This window comes from Enterococcus sp. 3G6_DIV0642, from assembly GCF_002140635.1.
Lineage (GTDB): Bacteria > Bacillota > Bacilli > Lactobacillales > Enterococcaceae > Enterococcus_D > Enterococcus_D casseliflavus.
Genome location: NZ_NGLH01000001.1, coordinates 3,196,673 through 3,217,576, shown reverse-complemented (window position 1 = coordinate 3,217,576; position 20,904 = coordinate 3,196,673). Strand labels below are relative to the sequence as shown.

The window sequence follows — 20,904 nt, the reverse complement described above, 5'->3', positions numbered from 1 at the left end:
GCGGAACGAGCAAGGTGTTACTCGTCTGAGCAAGCGATACGTTTATCGGGAGCAGGCCAATTGCTTCATTGCAATAAATGTTCGTTTGATTACAAAGAGTTTACAGTTTCTGAAATCGGCTCAAATACCTTTTATAAATTCTTAAGAAATTGTATACTAAACCTACGTTCACTATAAGGAAAAAACGGAGGAATAACGGACATGAACACGAGTCAATCAAGAAAAGTACATCGTCAAGCAGACCAATCGGGCGATAAGTATCGAGTGATCAAAAAAAGTGCAGTTGTTTTAGGAACAACACTGACTGCTTGCTCTGTTGTAGCTCCATTGGTGTCATCGGTTCAAGCAGAAGCCGTAGAGACCTCGATCGCCCAAGTTTCTACTAGCAATTTTGCCGCGCCGAATACTTCCGCGTTTATTGCTGAAATCGCTACGTACGCCCAACCTGTGGCAAACGCCAACGATCTATATGCTTCTGTGATGATCGCGCAAGCCATTTTAGAAAGTGGTTGGGGCCGAAGCAGCTTATCAAAAGCACCGAATTACAATCTATTCGGAATCAAAGGCAGCTATAACGGTCAAACCGTTTATATGAGTACCTTAGAATATTTGAACAACCAATGGTTGACTATGAATGAACCCTTTAAGCGTTACCCATCTTACACGCAATCATTTGAAGATAACGCACGTACTTTACGCTCAACTTCTTTACAAAGCGGTGTCGCGTATTATTCTGGCGCTTGGAAAAGCAATACGACTTCATATCTTGATGCAACCGCATGGCTAGCAGGCCGTTATGCGACTGCACCAAACTATGCCTCTTCACTGAATGCCGTGATCCAGCAATTTGGGTTAACGAAATATGACACGCCAGCTTCTGGCAATGCCGGTGGAGGCGCCACAGCCAGTGCTTCAACGAGTACGACGACCACGACATCAGCTGTCAGCACGAGCGGCAGTCAAACCTATACAGTCACTTCGGGGGACTCAGTCTGGTCGATCGCCAACAAACATGGCATCTCCATGGATCAGTTGCGCAGTTTGAACAATATCAAAAACGATTTTGTTTATCCAGGACAAACCTTGAAAGTCAACGGCAGCGCCCAAAGTACTTCGGCAACTTCAACGGTATCGATCGTCAATCGCAATGCTTCAGCAACTACATCAGGCAATACCTACACCGTAGTTTCTGGTGATTCCGTTTGGTCGATCGCCAATAAGCATGGCATTTCGATGGATCAATTTCGCAGTTTGAACAACATCAAAAATGATTTTGTCTATCCAGGGCAAAAAGTTGTCGTTAGCGGTGGTTCGTCTACGAATACCAGCAGTACTACGACCGTCAGCACGGCATCAACGGCTAGCCAAAGCAGTGGCGGCACCTACACGGTGGCAGCTGGCGATTCAGTCTGGTCGATCGCTAACAAGCATGGCATCTCGATGGATCAGTTCCGCAGCTTGAACAATATTAAAAATGACTATGTTTATCCAGGTCAAAAGGTGGTTGTCAGCGGTAGTTCTACCCGTACAAGTACAACGACGAGCACGACCGTCAGCAGCCAAACCAGCAGCAGTGCTGCAGGCAACACCTATACGGTGGCTTCTGGTGATTCAGTCTGGTCAGTTGCCAATAAACACGGGATTTCGATGGACCAATTCCGCAGCTGGAACAACATCAAAAATGATTTTATCTATCCAGGACAAAAGGTGGTCGTCAAGCAAGGCGGCACGGCAGCTACTACCAGCACTTCAGCGACAAATGGTACCTACAAGGTCGCATCGGGGGATTCTGTTTGGGGGATCGCAGATAAGTTCGGCATCACGACGGATCAATTTATCCAATGGAACAATATTCAAAATAACTTTATTTACCCAGGACAAACAGTTAGGGTAAAATAGATTGCTATTCCTAATGATTTTTGTTAGGATAAGTGCAAAGAAACTTTCACGTTTGAGAAGGAATAGTAGAAGTACGGTGGGACTTTTAGAGAGTGCATGGTTGGTGGAAATGCACAGCACACCTTTCGAACTCGTCTTCGAGTGATATCTGACTGAACCTGATTTGGCTAGGCAGATACGGCGATGGCCGTTAAAACATCGAGGTCTGCTTTTTTGAGGAGCAGATAAACTTAGGTGGTACCACGTTGATAACGTCCTATAAAAATCATAGCGATTTTTATAGGACTTTTTTTAAGTTTTGCTGGTTGATTTGACGAGCAAAACACCAATTTTTTAGGAGGAGTCCATCGTGAATTACAATCACAAAGAAATCGAAAAAAAATGGCAAAAATATTGGGCAAAGAAAAATGAATTCAACACCCATGATGAGCCGGACAAACCAAAATTTTATGCGCTAGATATGTTCCCATATCCATCTGGACAAGGATTACATGTCGGACATCCAGAAGGCTATACAGCTACGGATATCTTGAGCCGCTTCAAACGCAGCCAAGGGTACAATGTACTGCACCCAATGGGCTGGGATGCCTTTGGTCTGCCTGCCGAACAATATGCATTAGACACTGGAAATGATCCAGCGGAATTCACGAAGAAAAATATTGAGACCTTCCGCCGTCAAATCAATGCGCTAGGATTCAGCTATGACTGGAATCGTGAAATCAATACGACAGATCCCGAGTACTACAAGTGGACGCAATGGATCTTTACCAAGCTTTATGAAAAAGGGTTAGCTTATGAAGCCGAAGTTCCAGTAAACTGGGTACCAGAGCTTGGGACCGTGATCGCCAATGAAGAAGTCATTGACGGCAAAAGCGAACGGGGCGGCTACGATGTGATCCGCAAACCGATGCGCCAATGGATGCTGAAAATCACAGCGTATGCTGATCGTTTGTTGGACGATTTAGAAGAAGTTGATTGGCCAGAAAGCATCAAAGAAATGCAGCGCAATTGGATCGGACGTTCGGTCGGAGCCAACGTTACGTTTAAAGTGGCAGGGATGGAAAAAGACTTTACCGTCTTTACGACTCGCCCAGATACCTTGTTTGGTGCGACCTACGCCGTATTGGCGCCAGAACATGAGCTAGTGGCCCAAATCACTACACCAGAACAAAAAGCAGCCATTGATGCCTATGTAGAAGAAGCGTCGAAAAAATCTGATTTGAACCGAACAGATTTGGCCAAAGAAAAAACTGGTGTCTTCACAGGTGCCTATGCCATCAATCCCGTGAATGGTAAAGAGATCCCGATTTGGATCGCCGATTATGTTTTGGCTTCTTATGGAACAGGTGCGATCATGGCGGTTCCTGCCCATGACGAACGTGACCACGAATTTGCCAAAACATTTGGCTTAGAGATCATTCCTGTATTGGCAGGGGGCAACGTGGAAGAATCTGCCTATACCGAAGATGGACTGCATATCAATTCAGACTTTTTGGATGGGCTAGACAAAGAGACAGCCATCGAAAAAATGGTCGCATGGTTGGAAGAAAACCACGTTGGGAAAAAAGAAGTCAGCTATCGTCTTCGCGATTGGTTGTTCTCTCGCCAACGGTATTGGGGAGAGCCAATCCCAATCATCCATTGGGAAGATGGTACGACTACGACGCTTCCTGAAGATCAGCTGCCGTTGCGTTTGCCAAAAACCGACAATATCAAACCAAGCGGTACTGGTGAATCGCCATTAGCCAATGTCACAGATTGGGTCAATGTCACCGACCCTGAAACCGGGAAAAAAGGACGTCGTGAAACCAATACGATGCCGCAATGGGCTGGAAGCTCATGGTATTTCTTGCGCTTTATCGATCCTCATAATAAGTCTGTTTTGGCAGACTACGACAAATTGAAACGCTGGATGCCAGTCGATATTTATATCGGTGGCGCAGAGCACGCTGTCTTGCACTTGCTTTATGCTCGCTTCTGGCATAAATTCTTGTATGATATCGGTGTCGTGCCAACGAAAGAACCATTTGAAAAATTGTTCAACCAAGGGATGATCCTTGGGGAAAACAATGAAAAAATGTCAAAATCCCGCGGCAACGTCGTTAATCCAGATGATGTCATCAATCAATACGGTGCGGATACTTTGCGTCTATATGAAATGTTTATGGGACCATTGGATGCATCGATCGCTTGGAATGAGAATGGTCTTGAAGGCAGTCGTAAATTCTTGGATCGTGTGTGGCGCTTGATCGTCGATGAAAATGGCAAAATGCGTGACCGCATCACGACATTCAACGATGGCAAATTGTCGAAAGTTTACCATCAAACCGTTAAGAAAGTGACGGAAGATTTTGAGCAGCTGCACTTCAATACGGCGATTTCCCAATTGATGGTCTTTGTCAATGAAGCGTACAAAGCCGATGCTTTGCCTTACGAATATGTCGAAGGATTTGTGCAGCTATTGGCTCCGATCGCACCGCATATCGGGGAAGAGCTATGGTCGATCCTCGGGAATGACCATGGGATCTCTTATGTGCCATGGCCAACCTATGACGAAAGTGCCCTAGTGGAAGACGAGATCGAAGTCGTCTTTCAAGTCAACGGCAAAGTTCGCGCCAAAGCAATGGTGCCAGCGGATGCCGAAAAAGCAGTGCTTGAACAATTGGCGCAAGAAAACGAACTTGTCCAAGAACAGCTCCAAGGAAAAACGATCCGTAAAGTGATCGTCGTACCGAACAAATTGGTCAATATCGTTGCAAACTAAACGCTAAAAAATAGCTGCCTAGCAGATCGAGGGTCTGTTAGGCAGCTTTTTGGTGACGACAAAGAAAAAAAGTGTTACTGAGTGGTTCTCAGCAACACTTTTTTGTTATTTTTTGCGAATGATCCCATAGAACAAAGCGGCTGTTGCGACCAATGGAATCAAGATCACTAGTAGAAAGCCGTTTGGATACGTAGCGCGAGTGAAAATTTCTGATGAAGCATCACTTCCGCCAAATAGATGATTGGAAATCATGAACTGAGCCATCATAGCAACGATTGCGACAAAACCAATTGCAGCACCAGTACCGACGAAAATTTTTTTCTTTGCGTTGTTCATTACATTTGCCCCTTTTATAGTCTCTATGTATCATTATACAAAATTTGGATGCGTGTTCAATCTGATTTTGTCAAATAATTGATTCGTAATACACTTGAAATGTTTCTGACATATTTAAGCACCAGAAGAGTAAAAATTCCCCTGAAGACCGATCATATTATTCGCTGATCCTCACGGACTCTCGTATAATAAAGTAAGAGAAAAGAAAGAGGGGACTTACATGGAGTATCAATCATTTGAAGGCCAGTCGGCTTTTTTTGAAGATTATGCACGGATTGCCAAACCTGGCTATGAGGAAGAGGCAGTCACTGCCGATGTCTTGGAACAGTTGAATCAACAATTAACAGAAGAAGAGCTGTTTTACCGTTTAGCAGCCGAAGATGCCAAAGAAGGGCAAGTCTTTTTGTTTCCTTTCAGCAAACGAATGTTTACCGAAGACCTTGACGCCGCCATTTCAACAGAATTCCGTTATGATGGCGCACCCTATGTCTATGAGACTTACGAAGACGAACAACCTTAGTCACGCAGAAAAAAAAACTTTCAGATGATCTGTTAAATCATCTGAAAGTTTTTTTGTTGAGGCAACTTGTTGCTATTGGTGTTTGGCTTGCTGCTGCGCTAAGGTCAAGTCACCGATGTAAGGGACTTTTTTTCCAGCGACTTTCAAGTATTGTTCGGCGCCTTTGCCCGCAATAATCACGATATCCTTACTGTCTGCATCAGCAATCGCTGATTTGACGGCTTGAGCCCGATCCATCTCATGAATGATGGCAACTTCAGGATTGGTGATCGCAGCTGCGATTTCTTTTGCGATTGCGGATGCTTCTTCAAAATCAGGATCATCGCTGGTCAGGTAGACTTTGTCCGCATATTCTCCTAGCGCTCGTCCCATATCTGCTCGGCGAGATTGGGCTTTGCCGCCAGCACTGCCAGTGACAAAAAGCAGGCGGCCTTCTGGGCGCAATTGGCGGGCAAGTTCACTTAATGATTGGAAGCTAAGGTAATTGTGGGCATAGTCAACGATCATGACTGCGCCATTTTCTTTTTCTAAAACGATCATTCGTCCAGGGATGATCACTGTCGGCAGGACTTTCTGAGCGTCTTCACGAGAGGCACCCGCTAAGCAGGCAGCTAAAATCGCCGCTGCGGCGTTCTCATGGTTGAAAGAACCTAAGATCCCCAGTTGATATTCACCAGAGACTTGCAAGACATCAGAAGCAGCTGACAGCGCAAAGCCTTTTAGATCTGCCCCTTCTTGGACGACATAATCGGCGTCTGAACGTCCGTAGGTGATATAAGGAACTTGATGGACTTCACAAGTTTCTCGCAGCAAGTGGTAGTGATCGCTTTGGCGATTTAAAATCATCTGTTTGCTGTTGCGGATCAGTTCCCGTTTGCAGTAAAGGTAATCATCATAAGTTGGATGTTCCACTGGTCCAATGTGATCAGGCGAAATATTCAAGAACGCGCCAATATCAAAGGTAATACCGGCGACCCGTTTGGTTTTATAGGCTTGGGAAGAAACCTCCATCACAAGATGGGTCATGCCGTTTGCGACAGCCTCGGCCATCATCTTATAAAGATCCAGTGTTTCGGGGGTCGTCAACACTGCTTCATTAAAGGTTTTTCCGTCGACTGAGTTTTCCTCAGATGAAAAGAATGCTACTTTTTGACCCGTCGATTCTGCTAAAATCGCCCGAGCAAAATAGGCGCAGCTGGTTTTGCCTTTTGTTCCCGTGATGCCGATGGTCACCAGCTGTTCTTGAGGATGGCCATAAAACGCTTGAGCGATCACTGCCATCGTTTCTCGAATGTCGGTGACGATGATTCCATAAGTTGCAAAGTTGTCATAGGGCGTTTCTGAAATGTAGCACTGAATCCCTTGGTCAATGGCGGCAGCCAGGTAGCTTTCTTTAAAAGAAGCCCCTTTACAGAAAAAAAGCGTCGCCGCATCGGCTGTTCGCGAGTCGTAGCTTAATGAGGTAAAGGCAAGATCAGTCATTTCTTGCGGCACGGTATAAACCCAATCAGTGGGGGTGATGATTTCTTTCAATAGGTTTTCCTGCAATAAGAGTTTGCGGATCTGTGGCACGGTAATGAGTTCCTTTTGCATCGTTGTTCTCCTTCATTCCTCTAAAGATTTCTCTTATTATAGCATAACTCCTAAAAACCGCCGTTTGGGAGGGAAAAGTTTTCTTTTTTTTCTCCTTATTTTGAAGAAACTTTAAGATGTTGCAAAAATAGATTGCGACCAACCCTTTTTCGAATTAAAATGGAAGGGATATGTTTGTAGAAAGTTGGAGATAATGGCGATGGATAAACACATGCGTTCAGTGTCAAAAGAATTAACTACACAAGAAAAAATGGCTCAAGGATCTGCTTGGATGACGATGGGAAATATCGGCTCACGTTTGCTTGGCGCCATTTACATTTTACCCTGGTATTATTGGATGGGCGCAAATGCGGATAAAGCAAATGCGTTGTTTGGAATGGGCTATAATGTTTACGCCTTATTTTTAATGATCTCCACTGCGGGGATCCCTTCAGCAATTGCCAAACAGATTTCTTTTTACAATTCTCGCCAAGAATACCGCACGAGCCAGAAGCTCTTTTTAAGAGCGTTTCAATTGATGGCAGGTTTTGGCGTGGTGACCGCTGGAATCATGTATTTGGCAGCCCCATGGTTGGCAACGGCTTCAGGCGGAGGCGCAGAATTGATTCCTGCGATGCGCTCATTGAGTATTGCTTTATTGGTTTTTCCTTGTATGAGTGTCATGCGAGGGTATTTCCAAGGAAACCAAGACATGAAACCTTTTGCGATCTCGCAAGTCGTTGAACAAATCGCTCGTGTCTGTTATATGCTTTTAGCGACCTTTATCATTATGCGGGTCATCGAAGGCGAATACACGGCAGCCGTGACGCAATCGACCTTTGCCGCCTTTATCGGTGTCTTAGCCAGCATTTTGGTATTAGGCTATTACTTCCAAAAGCAGCGGGTGCGGATGGATGTTTTAGTCGATATGAGCAAAGAAGAAACGGTGCTGCAAACCAAAGAGTTGGTTTTAGCGACCATCAAAGAAGCGATCCCTTTTATTATCGTAGGCTCAGGGATCACGATTTTAAAATTGGTGGATCAGTACACCTTTGTGCGAATGATGAGCAGTTTTACCGAATTTTCAAATGATCAGCTCTTAGAACTAATGGCGATTTTCGGCAGCAACCCTGATAAGCTGACGATGGTGGTTATCGGATTAGCTACTTCCATGGCTTCAACGGGACTGCCTTTGATCAGTGAAGCAGTCGCCAAAAAAGACAAAAAGAACTTAGCCAAATTGATCAGCAACAACTTGCAATTGTATTCCTTTGTAATGTTTCCAGCGACTTTTGGGATGATCGTACTGTCTTATCCTCTATACACCTTGTTTTATCGTCCAGATGCGTTAGGGGCGAGCGTCTTAGTCGCTGCCTGTCTGTCTGGTCTGGTCTTGGGCTTGTTTATGCTTAGTTCGAGTATGCTGCAAGGGATGTACCACAACAAAGAAGCGGTTGTTTTCTTCTTTGTAGGATTACTGGTGAAAGTGATCTTGCAGTATCCAGCGATTCGTTTGTTCCAAGTCTACGGTCCATTGGTTTCTACCACGATTGCCTTAGGGATCGTCTGCTGGTTAAATATTCGCAAAATGATTCGCAAAGGCCATTTCAATGTAAACTTAACGTTGCGACGGACATTATTGATTGGCGCGATGACGATCATTATGGTGATCGCAGCGTTGATCGCTCGCCAACTCTTTGGGCTTGTCTTGAGCTCTGAAAGAAAAGTCCAAGCCTTTATCTTGAGCTTGCTAGTAGCAGGAGTCGGCGGCAGTGTATACATCTACATTGCGCTGAAATTGCGTTTAGCTGAAAAATTACTCGGCTCATCAATGGTTCGTTTACGCCAGAAATTACACATCAAATAAAACTAGAAGCAGCCGCTGAGCCTCCTTTGTGAGACCTTGGCGGCTGTTTTATATGAAAGGAAGAAACCGATGCGTTTAGACAAATTTTTAGCGGATATGGGCTATGGCTCCCGCAAAGAAGTGAAACAGTTGATCAAAAAAGGGCTCGTGACCGTCAATGGACAAGTCATCAAAAGTGACAAAGCACAAGTACAAGAAACACAAGATACCGTTTGTTTTGAGGGGGAACCCATCGCCTATCAAAGCCAGTTTTATTATTTGCTGAATAAACCCGCCGGCGTGATATCGGCAACCGTCGATTCCTATGAAGAGACGGTCTTAGATTTGTTTTCTGAAGAAGCGTTTCGCGAAGATTTGTTTCCAGTAGGACGGTTGGATAAAGACACCGAAGGCTTTTTGCTGATTACGAACGATGGCGGATTGGCGCATCAATTATTGTCGCCTAAAAAGCATGTGGAAAAAGAATATTATGCTCAAGTCGAGGGAATCATGACAGCGGAGGATCAAAAAATCTTTGCCAAAGGCATCAAATTAGACGGCGAGTGGACTTTGCCGGCTGAGTTGCAGATCCTCAACGTCGATGAAGAAGAAATGCGCAGCGAGATCAAACTGATCCTCCATGAAGGCAAGTTTCATCAAGTCAAACGGATGGTCCATGCAGTAGGAAAAGAAGTCGTTTATTTGAAACGGATTCGCATGGGAGGCCTGTCCTTGCCTGATGATTTGGCATTAGGCGAGTATCGGGAATTAACGTCTGAGGAAATGGCGAAGCTGCAAGAGCGAGGATAAGACGATTGGCGAGCTAAAGAAATTCTTATAAAAGTTGTTATTCGGCTGCAATATTTGTAAAAAAAGCCCGTTTTATAGGTAATTTACATGAAAATTTGCAACAATAGACTTTAAACTGTTGGAAAAACCCTCTTTTTTTTCATGAATAAGCATGTTAAAGTAGCCAAGCTACTAAAAAAAGAAGGAGTTACCTCATTGAAGAAAAAGATTTTTTTATTGCTCGCCCTTACGTTGCCGCTTTTCCAGCCAGCTGTCAGTTATGCTGCTGAAACGAAGAGCACCGAGGAACTGACGGTTTTGACTGCAGAACTTGCAACGTATGAAGAGGAAGTCACCACTAGCCAACAGAAAGTCACAGCGCTGGAAAGTCAATTAGCGGATTATCAGGAAGAATTAAGCCAATTAGCACAAGAAAGCCAGGAAGTTCAAACGCAGATCGCTGCTCTGAATGACCAAAAAGCCCAGCATCAAGAAAGCCAAGCGCCAAGCAGCCTGGTAGTCGACGGACCACAAGCCACGATCCAACAACTACGCAAGTTTAGTGAACAACAAGCGGCTTTACGGGAAGTGAACCAACAATTGGCGGAAAAAGAAGCCCAACAGCAACGAATTACTTCGTACCAAACCTTGACGCAAGCCCAATTAGTACATAGTAAAGAGCAACTAGCAACAGCAAAAGAAGAATTGCAGAGCCAACAAGAGCAGCTGCAGCAAACGCAAGCGCAAGTACAAGACTTGCAAGAAAAAGTGGACAAAGAAGCAAAAGCCGCTGAAGAAGCAAAACAAAAAGCCAAAGAAGTAGCAGAGAAAGCAGCAGCCAGTGAATTTTCACTGCCAATCACGGGCGCCGTGTCGATCTCCAGCGGGTTTGGTACTCGAGCTGACCCAACTGGTTTTTCTGGGACGCAGCATGACGGGATCGACTTTACAGGTCAAGCGGGGGAGAAGATCGTCGCCGCTCGTGATGGTCAGGTAGAAGATGCTGGTTATGGTCCAAGTACGGGGAATTACGTGATTTTGGCTCATGATAACGGCTTTTACTCGTATTATTTTCACTTAACAGCTGTCAGTGTCTCGAAGGGGGCAACCGTTGCAGTCGGCGAGCAAGTCGGTACGATGGGGACGACTGGAAACTCGACTGGCGTCCATCTGCACTTTGGATTGAGTAAGACGTTGTGGTCAGATTTCGTTGATCCAGCAGCTTACTTACCGCTATAAGCCGAAGCACCGAGTAGAAACATTGAAAAAAACATCTGAAACCAAAAAGCATGACTGACAAGAGGGGTTCCTCAGGTCGTCATGCTTTTTTTGTTTACCACAAGCCCGGTTGAGCGATGATCACTAACTGTTCTTTGGTAAAGGGATGCTCCAGATGCAATTCATAGCCATGCAGCAGCAAACGCGGCGCTGGTTTGTTTTGGTAAAGCGGGTCACCGACGACTGGATGACCGATACTGGCAAGGTGGACGCGAATTTGGTGGGTCCTCCCCGTATCTAACACACAATACACATCGGTCGTCTTTTGTTGGGTGTGGGCGATGGTTACATGGGTGACGGCTGACTGACCGTTGCGGGGGTCAATGATCCGCTTGCGACGATCGTGACGGTCACGACCGATTTTTTTGGCGATCGTTTGATCTTGCGTAAGTTTGCCCCAAACTGTGGCTTGATAGCGGCGGAAAATCTGTTTGTTTTCCAACATTCGACCCAAGATCGGCAACACCAAAGGATTTTTTGCGAATAAAACGACACCGCTGGTTTCTTTGTCTAGACGATGGACCACATAAGGCTGCTGCTGTTTCGGCGCAAGGTAAGCAGCTGCATCATTCAATAGGGTATCTGCTTCTAATGGCTGATTGGGGTGCGTCTTGACCCCCGCAGGCTTGTTCAGCACCAATAAGTGCTCATCTTCAAAAAGTACGTCGACTTTGTCTGCTTGGCCTAACTGGATCGGCTGATAGCTGTAATCACTGTCTTCAATGATCAAAGTGATTTGATCGCCGCCACGAACTTCTTGATGAAACATCGCGGGCTGCTGATTGACGGTAACATTTTTCCGTGTGCGCAGAAAATGGCGCACTTTTCGTGGGACGAGCCACTCCCGTTCCAACAAATCGCGAAGCGGCATGGGCGGGTGATTTTCGGGTAAAGTCATGGTGTATTCCATAAAAACGTCCTTTCTTTGCTGTTCGCTATCGACTATTATAGCATCTTTAAGCTTTTCTTATAAAAAAAACAATAAAAAACAGAGCATTCAATGCTAGAATAATAAAGCATTCTTTTCGAATGAAATTACGTCTAGAGCCGTATAACAAAGAAAGTCATTTATGCTACACTTAACCAAAGGAGCGTGAAGTAATGGATTGGAAACACATCCTTCACAAAATAAAGACCGGTTGGCTGACCTTTTGGCGCTGGTTAAAACCGTATTTGCAGCAATTTCATCAATGGCGCAAGCGGGTTTGGAAAAAATACCACGTAAATAAAATTTTTATTTTACTTAGTTTAGTTGCTATCTTAATCATGAGCGGGTATTTGTTTTATATCGCCAAAAATACGAAAGTCAGTGAATTAGAGTCAGGTCTGAAAGAATCGACGGTGATTTTTGATGCCAATGGCGATGAAGCAGGGCAGTTGTACTCGCAAAAAGGCACGTACGTTTCTCTTGATGCCATTTCCAGTGATGTGGTCAACGCCTTGATCTCAACCGAAGACCGCAACTTCTATAATCACCACGGGTTTGATATCAAGGGGATCGCTCGAGCAGCCCTGCGCATGCTGGTCAACCGCAGTGCCGAAGGCGGTGGGGGAAGTACCATCACCCAGCAGCTTGCCAAAAATGCCTATCTGTCCTTGGATCAAACCTTTAGTCGAAAAGCCAAGGAGCTTTTCTTAGCGATCGAGATCGAGAAGAAATATTCTAAAGATGAGATTTTGGAAATGTATTTGAACAGTTCCTATTTTGGTAACGGGGTTTGGGGCATTCAAGATGCCTCGCTAAAATATTTCGGTGTCAATGCTTCTGAACTAAGCGTGGGAGAAGCTGCGACATTGGTGGGGATGCTCAAAGGTCCTTCGATCTATAACCCGATCGACAATCTGGAAAACGCCACGAACCGTCGCGATACCGTCTTGAGTTTGATGGTGGATAACGGCAAGTTGGACCAGTCCGTTGCTGACCAAGAATCACAAGTTGCCTTAGCTAATTTACTGTATGATGGATTTGGCAATTCAGAATCTGGCTATAAGTATCCTTATTATTTCGATGCGGTCATCGATGAAGCCGAATCCTATGGGTTGGACGCCGATGATGTCATGAATCGCGGCTACAAGATCTATACAGCACTGGATCAAAACTACCAAGCGCAAATGGAAGCTGCCTATAAAAACGATGCCTTGTTCCCTGAAAATGCCGCTGATGGCACGATGGTGCAATCAGGCTCTGTCGCACTTGATCCGAATACCGGTGGGGTGCAAGCGGTGGTGGGTCGTCGTGGCGAGCACGTCTTTAGAGGCTTTAATTTTGCCACGCAAATGAAACGTTCACCAGGCTCCACGATCAAACCGATCAGCGTCTTCGCCCCTGCCCTAGAAGCTGGGTTTGAACCCGACAGTATCCTGAAAGACGAGCCCCTCGATTTTTATGATGCTCAAAACTTTGATGGGACCTATGCTGGCGAAGCAGTCATGTATCAAGCCCTCGCCCAAAGCCTGAATCTGCCAGCAGTTTGGCTGTTGCATGAGATCGGCTTAGATCGTGGGTACAGCAAAGCACAAGAGTTTGGACTTTCCTTGACCGAATCCGACAAATATTATGGCTTAGCCTTAGGTGGTTTGGAAAAAGGGGAATCACCCATGACGATGGCAGCAGCGTATGGCGTTTTCGCAAATGGCGGGTATTACTACAAACCGCATTTGATCACCAAAATCGTTGATTCAACTGGTGCCGTGATCGTTGACAATACGTCTGTGCAAGGCAAACGGGTGATTTCTAAAGAGACCGCTGATAAAATGACGAGCATGATGCTCGGCACCTTCTCTAACGGGACGGGTGTTAGTGCCAGTCCGTACGGCTTTACGATCGCCGGTAAGACGGGTACGACAGAGACCAACTTTGATGCTTCTAAGGTCAATGACCAATGGATCGTCGGCTATACTCCTGATATGGTTCTTTCAACTTGGTTAGGATTTGAGCATGTGAGTGAAGATCATTACTTAACAGGAACCAGTGGGCAAGTCGTTGGGAAAATATTCAAAGCAGAGGCCGAAAGCTTACTGCCTTATAGTCAAGGCACCCAATTCCAAGTTGCAGACGCTTATTGGACAGGTGGAAAATTGATGGCAGCCGATGAAGTACCAGATCCTGAGAGCAGTACGTCACAAAATGGCAATGATTGGCAGAAAACCATCGATGACTTTGCCGAAAGCGCCAAAGAAGGCATGAAGGAATTCGGCAGCAAGATCAAAGAAGGAACGAAAGAACTGTTTGGCGGCTTATGGAATTCCATAAGCGGAAATTAAAGGAATTAGGCAACTGCTAGTCTAGAACCTGAGAAGAATGGTATACTAGAAAAAAAGAGGAGGCGTCAAAATGGCAAATATTTATGATACAGCAAACCAATTAGAACGTGAATTACGCGAGTCAGAACAGTTTCAAGATTTGAAAGGTTCTTTCGACCGCTTGAAAGCAAATGAAGAAGCGTATGCGTTATTCAAAGAGTTTCAAGAGTTGCAACAAAGCCTGCAACAAAAAATGATGGCTGGCGAAGAAATGACAGAAGAAGAAGCGCAAAAAGCCCAAGAATTATCGCAAAAAATTCAGCAAGACGGCATTGTTTCTGACTTGATGCAAAAAGAGCAAGCCTTCAGCTTAGTAGCCAATGACTTGAACCGCATCATCATGGGTCCTGTAAGAGATCTATACGAAGCGTAATCGCCAACCAACAAAGACCAAAGAAGCAAGTGAATCTTCAGAGCAATCGGCTGCAACTGCAAGAGCCTTTTCCAAAGAAGTTTCAAAATCGCTTCTTTGGTTTTTTTTATGAAAAAGGCGAACAAATTTTCGTATTTTGCTGACGAAATGCCTGAGAAATGTTATGATAGAAGCATTAAGGAGGGAGAAAGAAATGCGATTTTTACATAGTGCAGACCTGCATATCGACCGATCATTTGAAGGGGTTCATTTGTTATCTGAAAAAGTGAAGACCCAACTCCCTGCCATCAATCAAAAAATCATCCGTAATTTGGTGGATGTTGCCTTAGAAAAAGCGGTCGATTTTGTTTTACTGGCTGGGGATACATTCCATCAAGCACGGCCGAGTCTAAAAGTGCAGCATGACTTTTTTGCCCAACTGCAACGACTAGGGGAAGCACAGATCCCTGTCTATATGATTTTCGGCAACCATGATTATTATGATCCGCAACGGTATTGGTTTGCTTTTCCAGAAAATGTCATTCTCTTTTCATCAGAAGAAGTTCAAACGGTTCAAGGAACAACGAAAAACGGTGAAACCTATGCAATCAGTGGATTTAGCTACCAACATCCTTGGATCACTGAAAATAAAGTAACAGAATTTCCTGCAAGAGCAGCGGTGGATTACCATATCGGGCTTTACCACGGGGACCAAGCTGGTGAACGGTATGCCCCCTTTTCAATCAGTGAAATGAAACAAAAAGGCTATGATTATTGGGGCTTGGGGCACATCCATGTACCTAAGACGCTCTCAGAGCAGCCACCGATTCTCTATCCAGGTACACCTCAAGGAAAGACCAAGAAAGAACAGGCGACTGGGGTGATTTTGGCAGACTTAACGCCGCAGGGACCAACGATCGAGCGCTTGGAGATCGCAGAGATCGCTTGGCAAAAGCAAGTGGTCTCCTTAGCGGATGTGACTGCCTCGAATGCCGTATTGCCAGCGATCATCGAGCGCTTAAAAAGTCCTCGTTCGCGCTTGCTGCATCTGGTGTTGACCGATGTGCAGCAGCTGCCGCCAGATTGGTTTCCAGCTGCGGAAAAAAATGAATGGCTGACCTACCTCAATGAACGGTTGGCACAAACAGAGCCGCTGCAAGTGATCTATGCCCTTGAAGTCGAGCAAGCCAATGAAGACAAGATCGCATTGGCGGTATCAGAAGATTATATGCTGCAGTTTTTAGCGATGTATGAGTCGCCAGAGATGTTTGCGGATCGATTGTCGGATCTATTGCAGCATCCACTGATCCAGCGGGGGATCACCCATGAATCATTTCAAGAAGAAGTCTTGCAGCAAGCCAAGCAATTGTTGAAAGACGACTTTCAATGGGAGGAGCAGTCATGAGAATTTTAAAAGCAGAGATTACCGGTTTTGGGAAATACCATGAACAAAGCTTTGCCTTTCATCCGCAAAATCAGCTGCTCTTTGGGCACAACGAGATCGGAAAATCGACGTTGTATCAATTTATTGCCGCCATTTTGTTTGGCTTTCCGAAAAAGACAGCCAAGAAAAAAGACTATACCCCCAAAAACGGTGCTGCTTACGGTGGCAAGTTATGGTTGGCGCTGGAACCCTTCGGCGAAGTGATCGTGGAACGCTATCGGCAAGTGGACCGTGGTCGTGCCAAAGTCCATGTCGCTGGCCAGACGGTCGATGAGCAATGGCTGGCACAACACCTGCAGCCCCTCAATCGAGCATTGTTCTTCGATGTCTTTACTTTTCAGCAAGAGCAATTGACCCAGATCGATAAGCTAGAAGAAAATGAGCTGCACCAAGCGTTGATTTCTCTAGGGATCAGCGGCAGTCAAAAAATGCTGCAGCAAGTGGCGCAATATGAAACCACCAATCAGCAGCAATACAAGCCACGAGGGCAAAAGCTGCCTTTGAACCAAGCATTAAAACAATTAGAAAAACTGCAAAAAACGATTGTGGAAAAAGAAAGCGAAGAAAGCCGCATCCAACAGCAGTATCAACAGATCGCCCAGCTGCAAGAACAGATCCAAGACTTGCGGCACCAGTATCAAGCATTGAATGACGCTTATCAGGAAAATCAGCAACAGCTGAGTCACTGGGGCCTTTATGAAGAGTGGCAGCAAATGGCACCAGCAGATACGCTAGCCGATCCTCAGCAAGTCCAAGCCATCAAACAGTTTTATCAGCAGTATCAGCAGCTGACGGAAGAAATTCGCAAAAAAGAAGCCGAATTAGATCAGTTGGAGCAAGGAAAAGAATCAGACAAGTATTTCTTTTACCTTGATCACGAGCATCAGATCAATCACTTACTGCAGCAGCAAGTGACGATGGCGCGTTTGGCAGATCGTGAAGCAGCAGCCAATCAACAAGAAACTGTCGCCATCACAGAGTTGAATCGCTTGATTGAAAAGCGCCAGTGGAGCAGAGAATCGCCGCCGCTAGTAACGGCTTCGATCCATGAACAAACCACACGTTTACTGCAAGAACGTGTGCAGTTAGAAGAGCTCGAAAAGCGCATGAGGCATTTAGAAGAAAAAGCGCAACCTTTGCAAGACACCGCGGCCCGCTTAGAACAGCAGCATCCTCAATTGATTGGCCGCAAGCCCGTTTCTCGCCCACTATGGCCGCTAGGGATCGTCGGTGGGCTAGTCGCAGTGATCGGTATCTTTTTGCCAAGTCCGTGGCGCTGGCTTGCATTAAGTGCGGGGATCGCAGCGATCATCGGCAGTATTTTGCCGCTGATGAAAGCAGCACCAAACAAGCAGCAAGGCATCAAGCAAGAATGGCAGACGGTCCTCATGCAGTTGGATCTGCTGGGCGAAGAGTTGGCACAGCTGGAAAATGAACAGCAGCAAAAGCAACAGCAGATCAGCCGTGCCCACCAAGCGTTGACACCCTTTTTTGGTGATTTGCCGGTGGAAAACTGGCAGTCGTATCTATTCGCCTATGATGAAGATGTTGCTAGCTATCAAGCCTACTCGCAGCAGCGCAAGCAAGCCTATCAAGAACGGCAAGCGGTCACGGAAGAATTGGCCCCCTTTGAGGAGCAATTCCGCCCGTATGCGGAGTGGCTGCCGCTGCAAAACAAAACCTTGTTAGAAAAAGCGGCGATGTTGCAGAAGTTTCATGAAGAGATGCAAACGATCAAGCTTTCGCGGTTGCAACAACCTAGCACGTTACTGGCGCAACAGTTGACCCGTACTCGCAACGAACGCGACCAGCTGCTTGCCCAAGCCAGTGCGCTCTTGCAGCAACAAGGCTTAGATCACCCTGCAGAAATCAGCCTCTGGTTGAAGCAATGGGAAGCAGCGCAACGCACGCAGCAGCGAGCAGAAGAATTGGCGGGGATGTTAACACCGATCTATCCCAAACCAGTGACACAAGCAGAATTGCTGCAGCAAAAAGACCAGATCAAGCAGCAGCAAACACAGCTTCAGGCACAAATGCAGCAGTTGACGGAGCACAAACAACGCTTGGAATTAGAAGCAGCAGCCAGTCAAAAAAACGGTACCTTGAATCAGCTTTATCAAGAAGAAAGTGAGCTGAAGGCGGTCATTGAAGAACTCGCTGTGGCATGGGGCAGTCGTCAGTTGGCGGCTTCAATTTTGACGGATGTCACGACTGAATTGTCAGAACAGCAATTGCCGCAGCTATTGTCAGCCGCTTCGACTTATTTTGAACAGCTTTCAAACGGACGTTATCAAAAGATTCTTCTGGAAAATGGTCTGTTAGTAGCGGCAAATGCCAGCGAGACCTTTTCGATCATTGACTTGTCCACAGGAACGAAGGATCAGTTGATCATGGCGTTACGTTTCGGTTATCTAGCGCTACAAAAAAATCATCCGTTGTGCCCGATCATTATTGATGATGGTTGGTTGCATTATGACAGTGTTCGTAAGGAACGCTTCGCAGCACTATTAAAAGAGTTTGGACAAAGTTATCAAGTAATTTGTTTGTCTTCTGACCAAGAAATGGTAAGCTATTATCAGAAGTACCAGCAGCCTATCCAGGATCTGAGTAAAGGAAGTGAAAGATTTGGCTGATCGGCCAAATAAGCCCATGAAAAAAATTCGTGAATTAACTGTTGATGAAACGTTTCAACTTTTCTTACTGATCAAAAATGCCGATGTACGGATCGCGAAAAACGGCAAAAAGTTTATTGCCTTCACGTTTCAGGATACATCTGGCACGATCGATGGAAAGTTTTGGGATGCATCAGATGAAGAAATCGCCCGTTTTGAACCCGGGAAAGTGGTACTACTAGATGGGAAACGAGAAGTTTACCAAGGCAATCCGCAAGTCAAAATCATGCATTTGCGTTTAGCGAAGCCGGAAGAACCCCACGAACCAAGCCAATACATGGAAAAAGCGCCCTTGCGAAAAGAAGAGATGGAAGAAGAAATTAGTCAAATCTTGTTTGAGATCACAAATCCTCACTGGAATCGCATCGTCCGTTTCTTGTTGAACAAGTATAAAAAGGAATTCTTTGATTTTCCAGCTGCGAAGCGCAATCACCATGCCTTCGCCAGTGGATTGGCGTATCATACGACAACTATGCTGCGCTTAGGAAAAGCGATCGTCAAAGAATACCCTGAATTAAATGCGTCACTGCTGTATGCGGGCATTATTTTACATGATTTAGGAAAAGTGATCGAGTTGACAGGTCCCATGACGACAGAGTATACCTTAGCGGGGAATCTAGTAGGGCATTTGGTCTTAGTGGATGAAGAAATCACGCAAGCCTGTATTGCTTTGAAATTTGATGACAAACAAGAAGACATCGTTGTTTTGCGGCATATAGTCTTAGCCCACCATGGCTTGTTAGAATATGGGTCACCTGTTCGGCCCCGCATAATGGAAGCGGAGATCCTCCATCAGATCGATAATTTGGATGCTTCCATGCAAATGATGCTGACCTCGATCCGCCTGACAGAACCTGGTCAATACACAGACCGAATTTTTGGCATGGACAATCGGAGTTTTTATGTACCGAAAGAAGTGTAGCAGTGATGTTGCAGCTTGATCGATCAAAGTGAATGATAGAAAGAACAAAAACCACGTTAGGCTTGCTTAGCGTGGCTTTTTTAGCTGCTGGAAAAAGCAGTTGAATCGTAGATAGAAATCTAATCGGCACAAAAAAAGAAGCACCGCTATGACGGCACTTCTTTGTTCGTTTATTCAGCAGAAGAATCTGTAGCACTTTCACTTGTTGCAGTAGAATCATCGGTTGCCTCAGTAGCAGAAGAATCTGCTGCAGAGCTGTCTGTTGCATCCGTTGCAGAAGAGTCAGCAGTTGAATCTTCTGTTTCGGCAGCTGTGATGTAATCAGAAAGCAAGTCTGCTAAGTCAGAGTCTTTCATCTTCACGTTGGCTGCTTGCAATTCTTGACCGATCGTTGCTGCCATAAAGGTTGAATCATTCAACAACGTGTTTTGAGCAATTTCAGTCAGTTCATCTTTGTATTTATCCATATCGTTGCCTTTGTCTTGGTTTTTCACCATTTTCACGATATAGTATTCCGTCGTATAAGTCGACGTGTTGGTTGCAGAAATCACTTCAGAAATTTCACCATCTTTTAAATCAAAAGCGGCTGTTTTCACTTCGTTTGGCACAGCAGTTGACGTAGAATCGAATTTGATCGTTCCGCCATCTTCTTTTGTTGCTGCATCCGTTGATTTTTCTTTAGCGATTTCGCCAAAGTCAGCATCATCTTTTTTCGCTTCTTCTAAGACATCTTTGGCATCATCTTCACTTGCTACTTTGATGATTTGTGCTTCTACTTCTGGGTGGAAAGAATCCCAAGCAGTTTTCATTTCTTCATCAGTAATATCCATGTTGGCTTTTAAGCCTTCACGTAACGCAAGCTGTTCTTTCAATTCTGCACGGTAAGATTTTACCGTATAACCAGAAGCAGTCAAGGTTGATTCAAAGGAATCACTACCGCCGTATTGTTCAGCCACGTTGTTAAATTGTTCGTCGATCATTTCTTCAGTCACGTCATCGCCATATTTTTCATTAAAGACTTTTAAGACGATCATTTGACGCAACGCTTGTTGGTTTTCTGAACTTGTTTTTGCTTTGTCATAAAAATCTTGAACAGTGATTTTACCGCCCTTCATTGTTGCGATTTCCTCACTTGAGTTTCCACAAGCCGCTAATGCAAAAAGACTCATTGCACTGACTGCTACTAAAAGTAATTTTTTCTTCATTC

At 45.2% G+C, this 20,904-nt stretch carries 15 protein-coding genes and 1 other annotated feature; of the genes, 11 read left to right on the top strand and 4 right to left on the bottom strand.

The features are described from left to right. Window positions 1-201 precede the first annotated feature (201 nt). Together A5878_RS15545 and leuS are read left to right on the top strand one after the other, a co-directional pair. Window positions 202-1,899, top strand: coding sequence for a LysM peptidoglycan-binding domain-containing protein (locus A5878_RS15545; protein WP_074536214.1), 1,698 nt, complete (start codon window positions 202-204; stop codon window positions 1,897-1,899). A gap of 42 nt (window positions 1,900-1,941) precedes the next feature. Continuing rightward, window positions 1,942-2,161, top strand: a binding site (T-box leader). 87 nt (window positions 2,162-2,248) lie between these two features. Continuing rightward, window positions 2,249-4,663 carry a leucine--tRNA ligase gene (gene leuS, locus A5878_RS15540; protein ID WP_010749009.1) on the top strand — a complete coding sequence of 805 codons (2,415 nt, stop codon included), beginning with the start codon at window positions 2,249-2,251 and terminating at the stop codon, window positions 4,661-4,663. A 105-nt stretch (window positions 4,664-4,768) separates the two neighbouring features. On the opposite strand, the gene A5878_RS15535 is transcribed toward leuS, so the two are convergent. Beyond that, window positions 4,769-4,999, bottom strand: a complete 231-nt coding sequence (locus A5878_RS15535; protein ID WP_005227680.1) for a hypothetical protein — start codon at window positions 4,997-4,999, stop codon at window positions 4,769-4,771. Window positions 5,000-5,219: 220 nt separating this feature from the next. Here A5878_RS15535 and A5878_RS15530 point away from each other — a divergent pair, with 220 nt between their 5' ends. Continuing rightward, entirely contained in the window at window positions 5,220-5,519 is a 300-nt protein-coding gene (locus A5878_RS15530) for a DUF5960 family protein (protein WP_005227682.1), read from the top strand. Between the two features lie 72 nt (window positions 5,520-5,591). On the opposite strand, the gene murE is transcribed toward A5878_RS15530, so the two are convergent. Continuing rightward, window positions 5,592-7,112, bottom strand: a complete 1,521-nt coding sequence (murE, locus tag A5878_RS15525) for a UDP-N-acetylmuramyl-tripeptide synthetase (RefSeq protein ID WP_005227684.1) — start codon at window positions 7,110-7,112, stop codon at window positions 5,592-5,594. 199 nt (window positions 7,113-7,311) lie between these two features. On the opposite strand from murE, the gene A5878_RS15520 reads away from it, so the two are divergent. From A5878_RS15520 to A5878_RS15510, 3 genes are all read left to right on the top strand, one after another. Next, window positions 7,312-8,958: a polysaccharide biosynthesis protein gene (locus tag A5878_RS15520; RefSeq protein WP_015510492.1), complete on the top strand. Its 1,647-nt coding sequence runs from the start codon at window positions 7,312-7,314 to the stop codon at window positions 8,956-8,958. Between the two features lie 69 nt (window positions 8,959-9,027). Continuing rightward, window positions 9,028-9,747 (top strand): pseudouridine synthase, encoded by a 720-nt coding sequence (locus tag A5878_RS15515; protein ID WP_034869024.1) that lies wholly within the window; start codon window positions 9,028-9,030, stop codon window positions 9,745-9,747. 141 nt (window positions 9,748-9,888) lie between these two features. Then, on the top strand, window positions 9,889-10,965 hold the full coding sequence (locus A5878_RS15510; RefSeq protein WP_005227701.1) for a M23 family metallopeptidase: 1,077 nt from the start codon (window positions 9,889-9,891) through the stop codon (window positions 10,963-10,965). Between the two features lie 94 nt (window positions 10,966-11,059). Here the strand turns inward: A5878_RS15510 and A5878_RS15505 are convergent, their stop codons facing one another. After that, window positions 11,060-11,914 (bottom strand): RluA family pseudouridine synthase, encoded by an 855-nt coding sequence (locus A5878_RS15505; protein WP_005227703.1) that lies wholly within the window; start codon window positions 11,912-11,914, stop codon window positions 11,060-11,062. Between the two features lie 191 nt (window positions 11,915-12,105). On the opposite strand from A5878_RS15505, the gene A5878_RS15500 reads away from it, so the two are divergent. The 5 genes from A5878_RS15500 (at window position 12,106) to A5878_RS15480 (ending at window position 19,697) form a co-directional block, all read left to right on the top strand. After that, on the top strand, window positions 12,106-14,268 hold the full coding sequence (locus A5878_RS15500) for a PBP1A family penicillin-binding protein (RefSeq protein ID WP_005227705.1): 2,163 nt from the start codon (window positions 12,106-12,108) through the stop codon (window positions 14,266-14,268). A gap of 70 nt (window positions 14,269-14,338) precedes the next feature. Then, window positions 14,339-14,680 carry a YlbF family regulator gene (locus tag A5878_RS15495; protein WP_005227708.1) on the top strand — a complete coding sequence of 114 codons (342 nt, stop codon included), beginning with the start codon at window positions 14,339-14,341 and terminating at the stop codon, window positions 14,678-14,680. A 193-nt stretch (window positions 14,681-14,873) separates the two neighbouring features. After that, window positions 14,874-16,064, top strand: a complete 1,191-nt coding sequence (locus A5878_RS15490; RefSeq protein ID WP_010749015.1) for a DNA repair exonuclease — start codon at window positions 14,874-14,876, stop codon at window positions 16,062-16,064. Next, on the top strand, window positions 16,061-18,736 hold the full coding sequence (locus A5878_RS15485) for an AAA family ATPase (protein ID WP_005227711.1): 2,676 nt from the start codon (window positions 16,061-16,063) through the stop codon (window positions 18,734-18,736). The genes A5878_RS15490 and A5878_RS15485 overlap by 4 nt, the downstream gene beginning before the upstream one ends. 16 nt (window positions 18,737-18,752) lie before the next feature. Further along, window positions 18,753-19,697 (top strand): 3'-5' exoribonuclease YhaM family protein, encoded by a 945-nt coding sequence (locus A5878_RS15480; RefSeq protein WP_005227714.1) that lies wholly within the window; start codon window positions 18,753-18,755, stop codon window positions 19,695-19,697. A gap of 170 nt (window positions 19,698-19,867) precedes the next feature. Here A5878_RS15480 and A5878_RS15475 read toward each other — a convergent pair whose 3' ends face one another. Further along, a complete protein-coding gene (locus A5878_RS15475; protein ID WP_005227715.1) occupies window positions 19,868-20,902 on the bottom strand; it encodes a peptidylprolyl isomerase in 1,035 nt (344 codons plus the stop codon). Window positions 20,903-20,904: the final 2 nt, after the last annotated feature.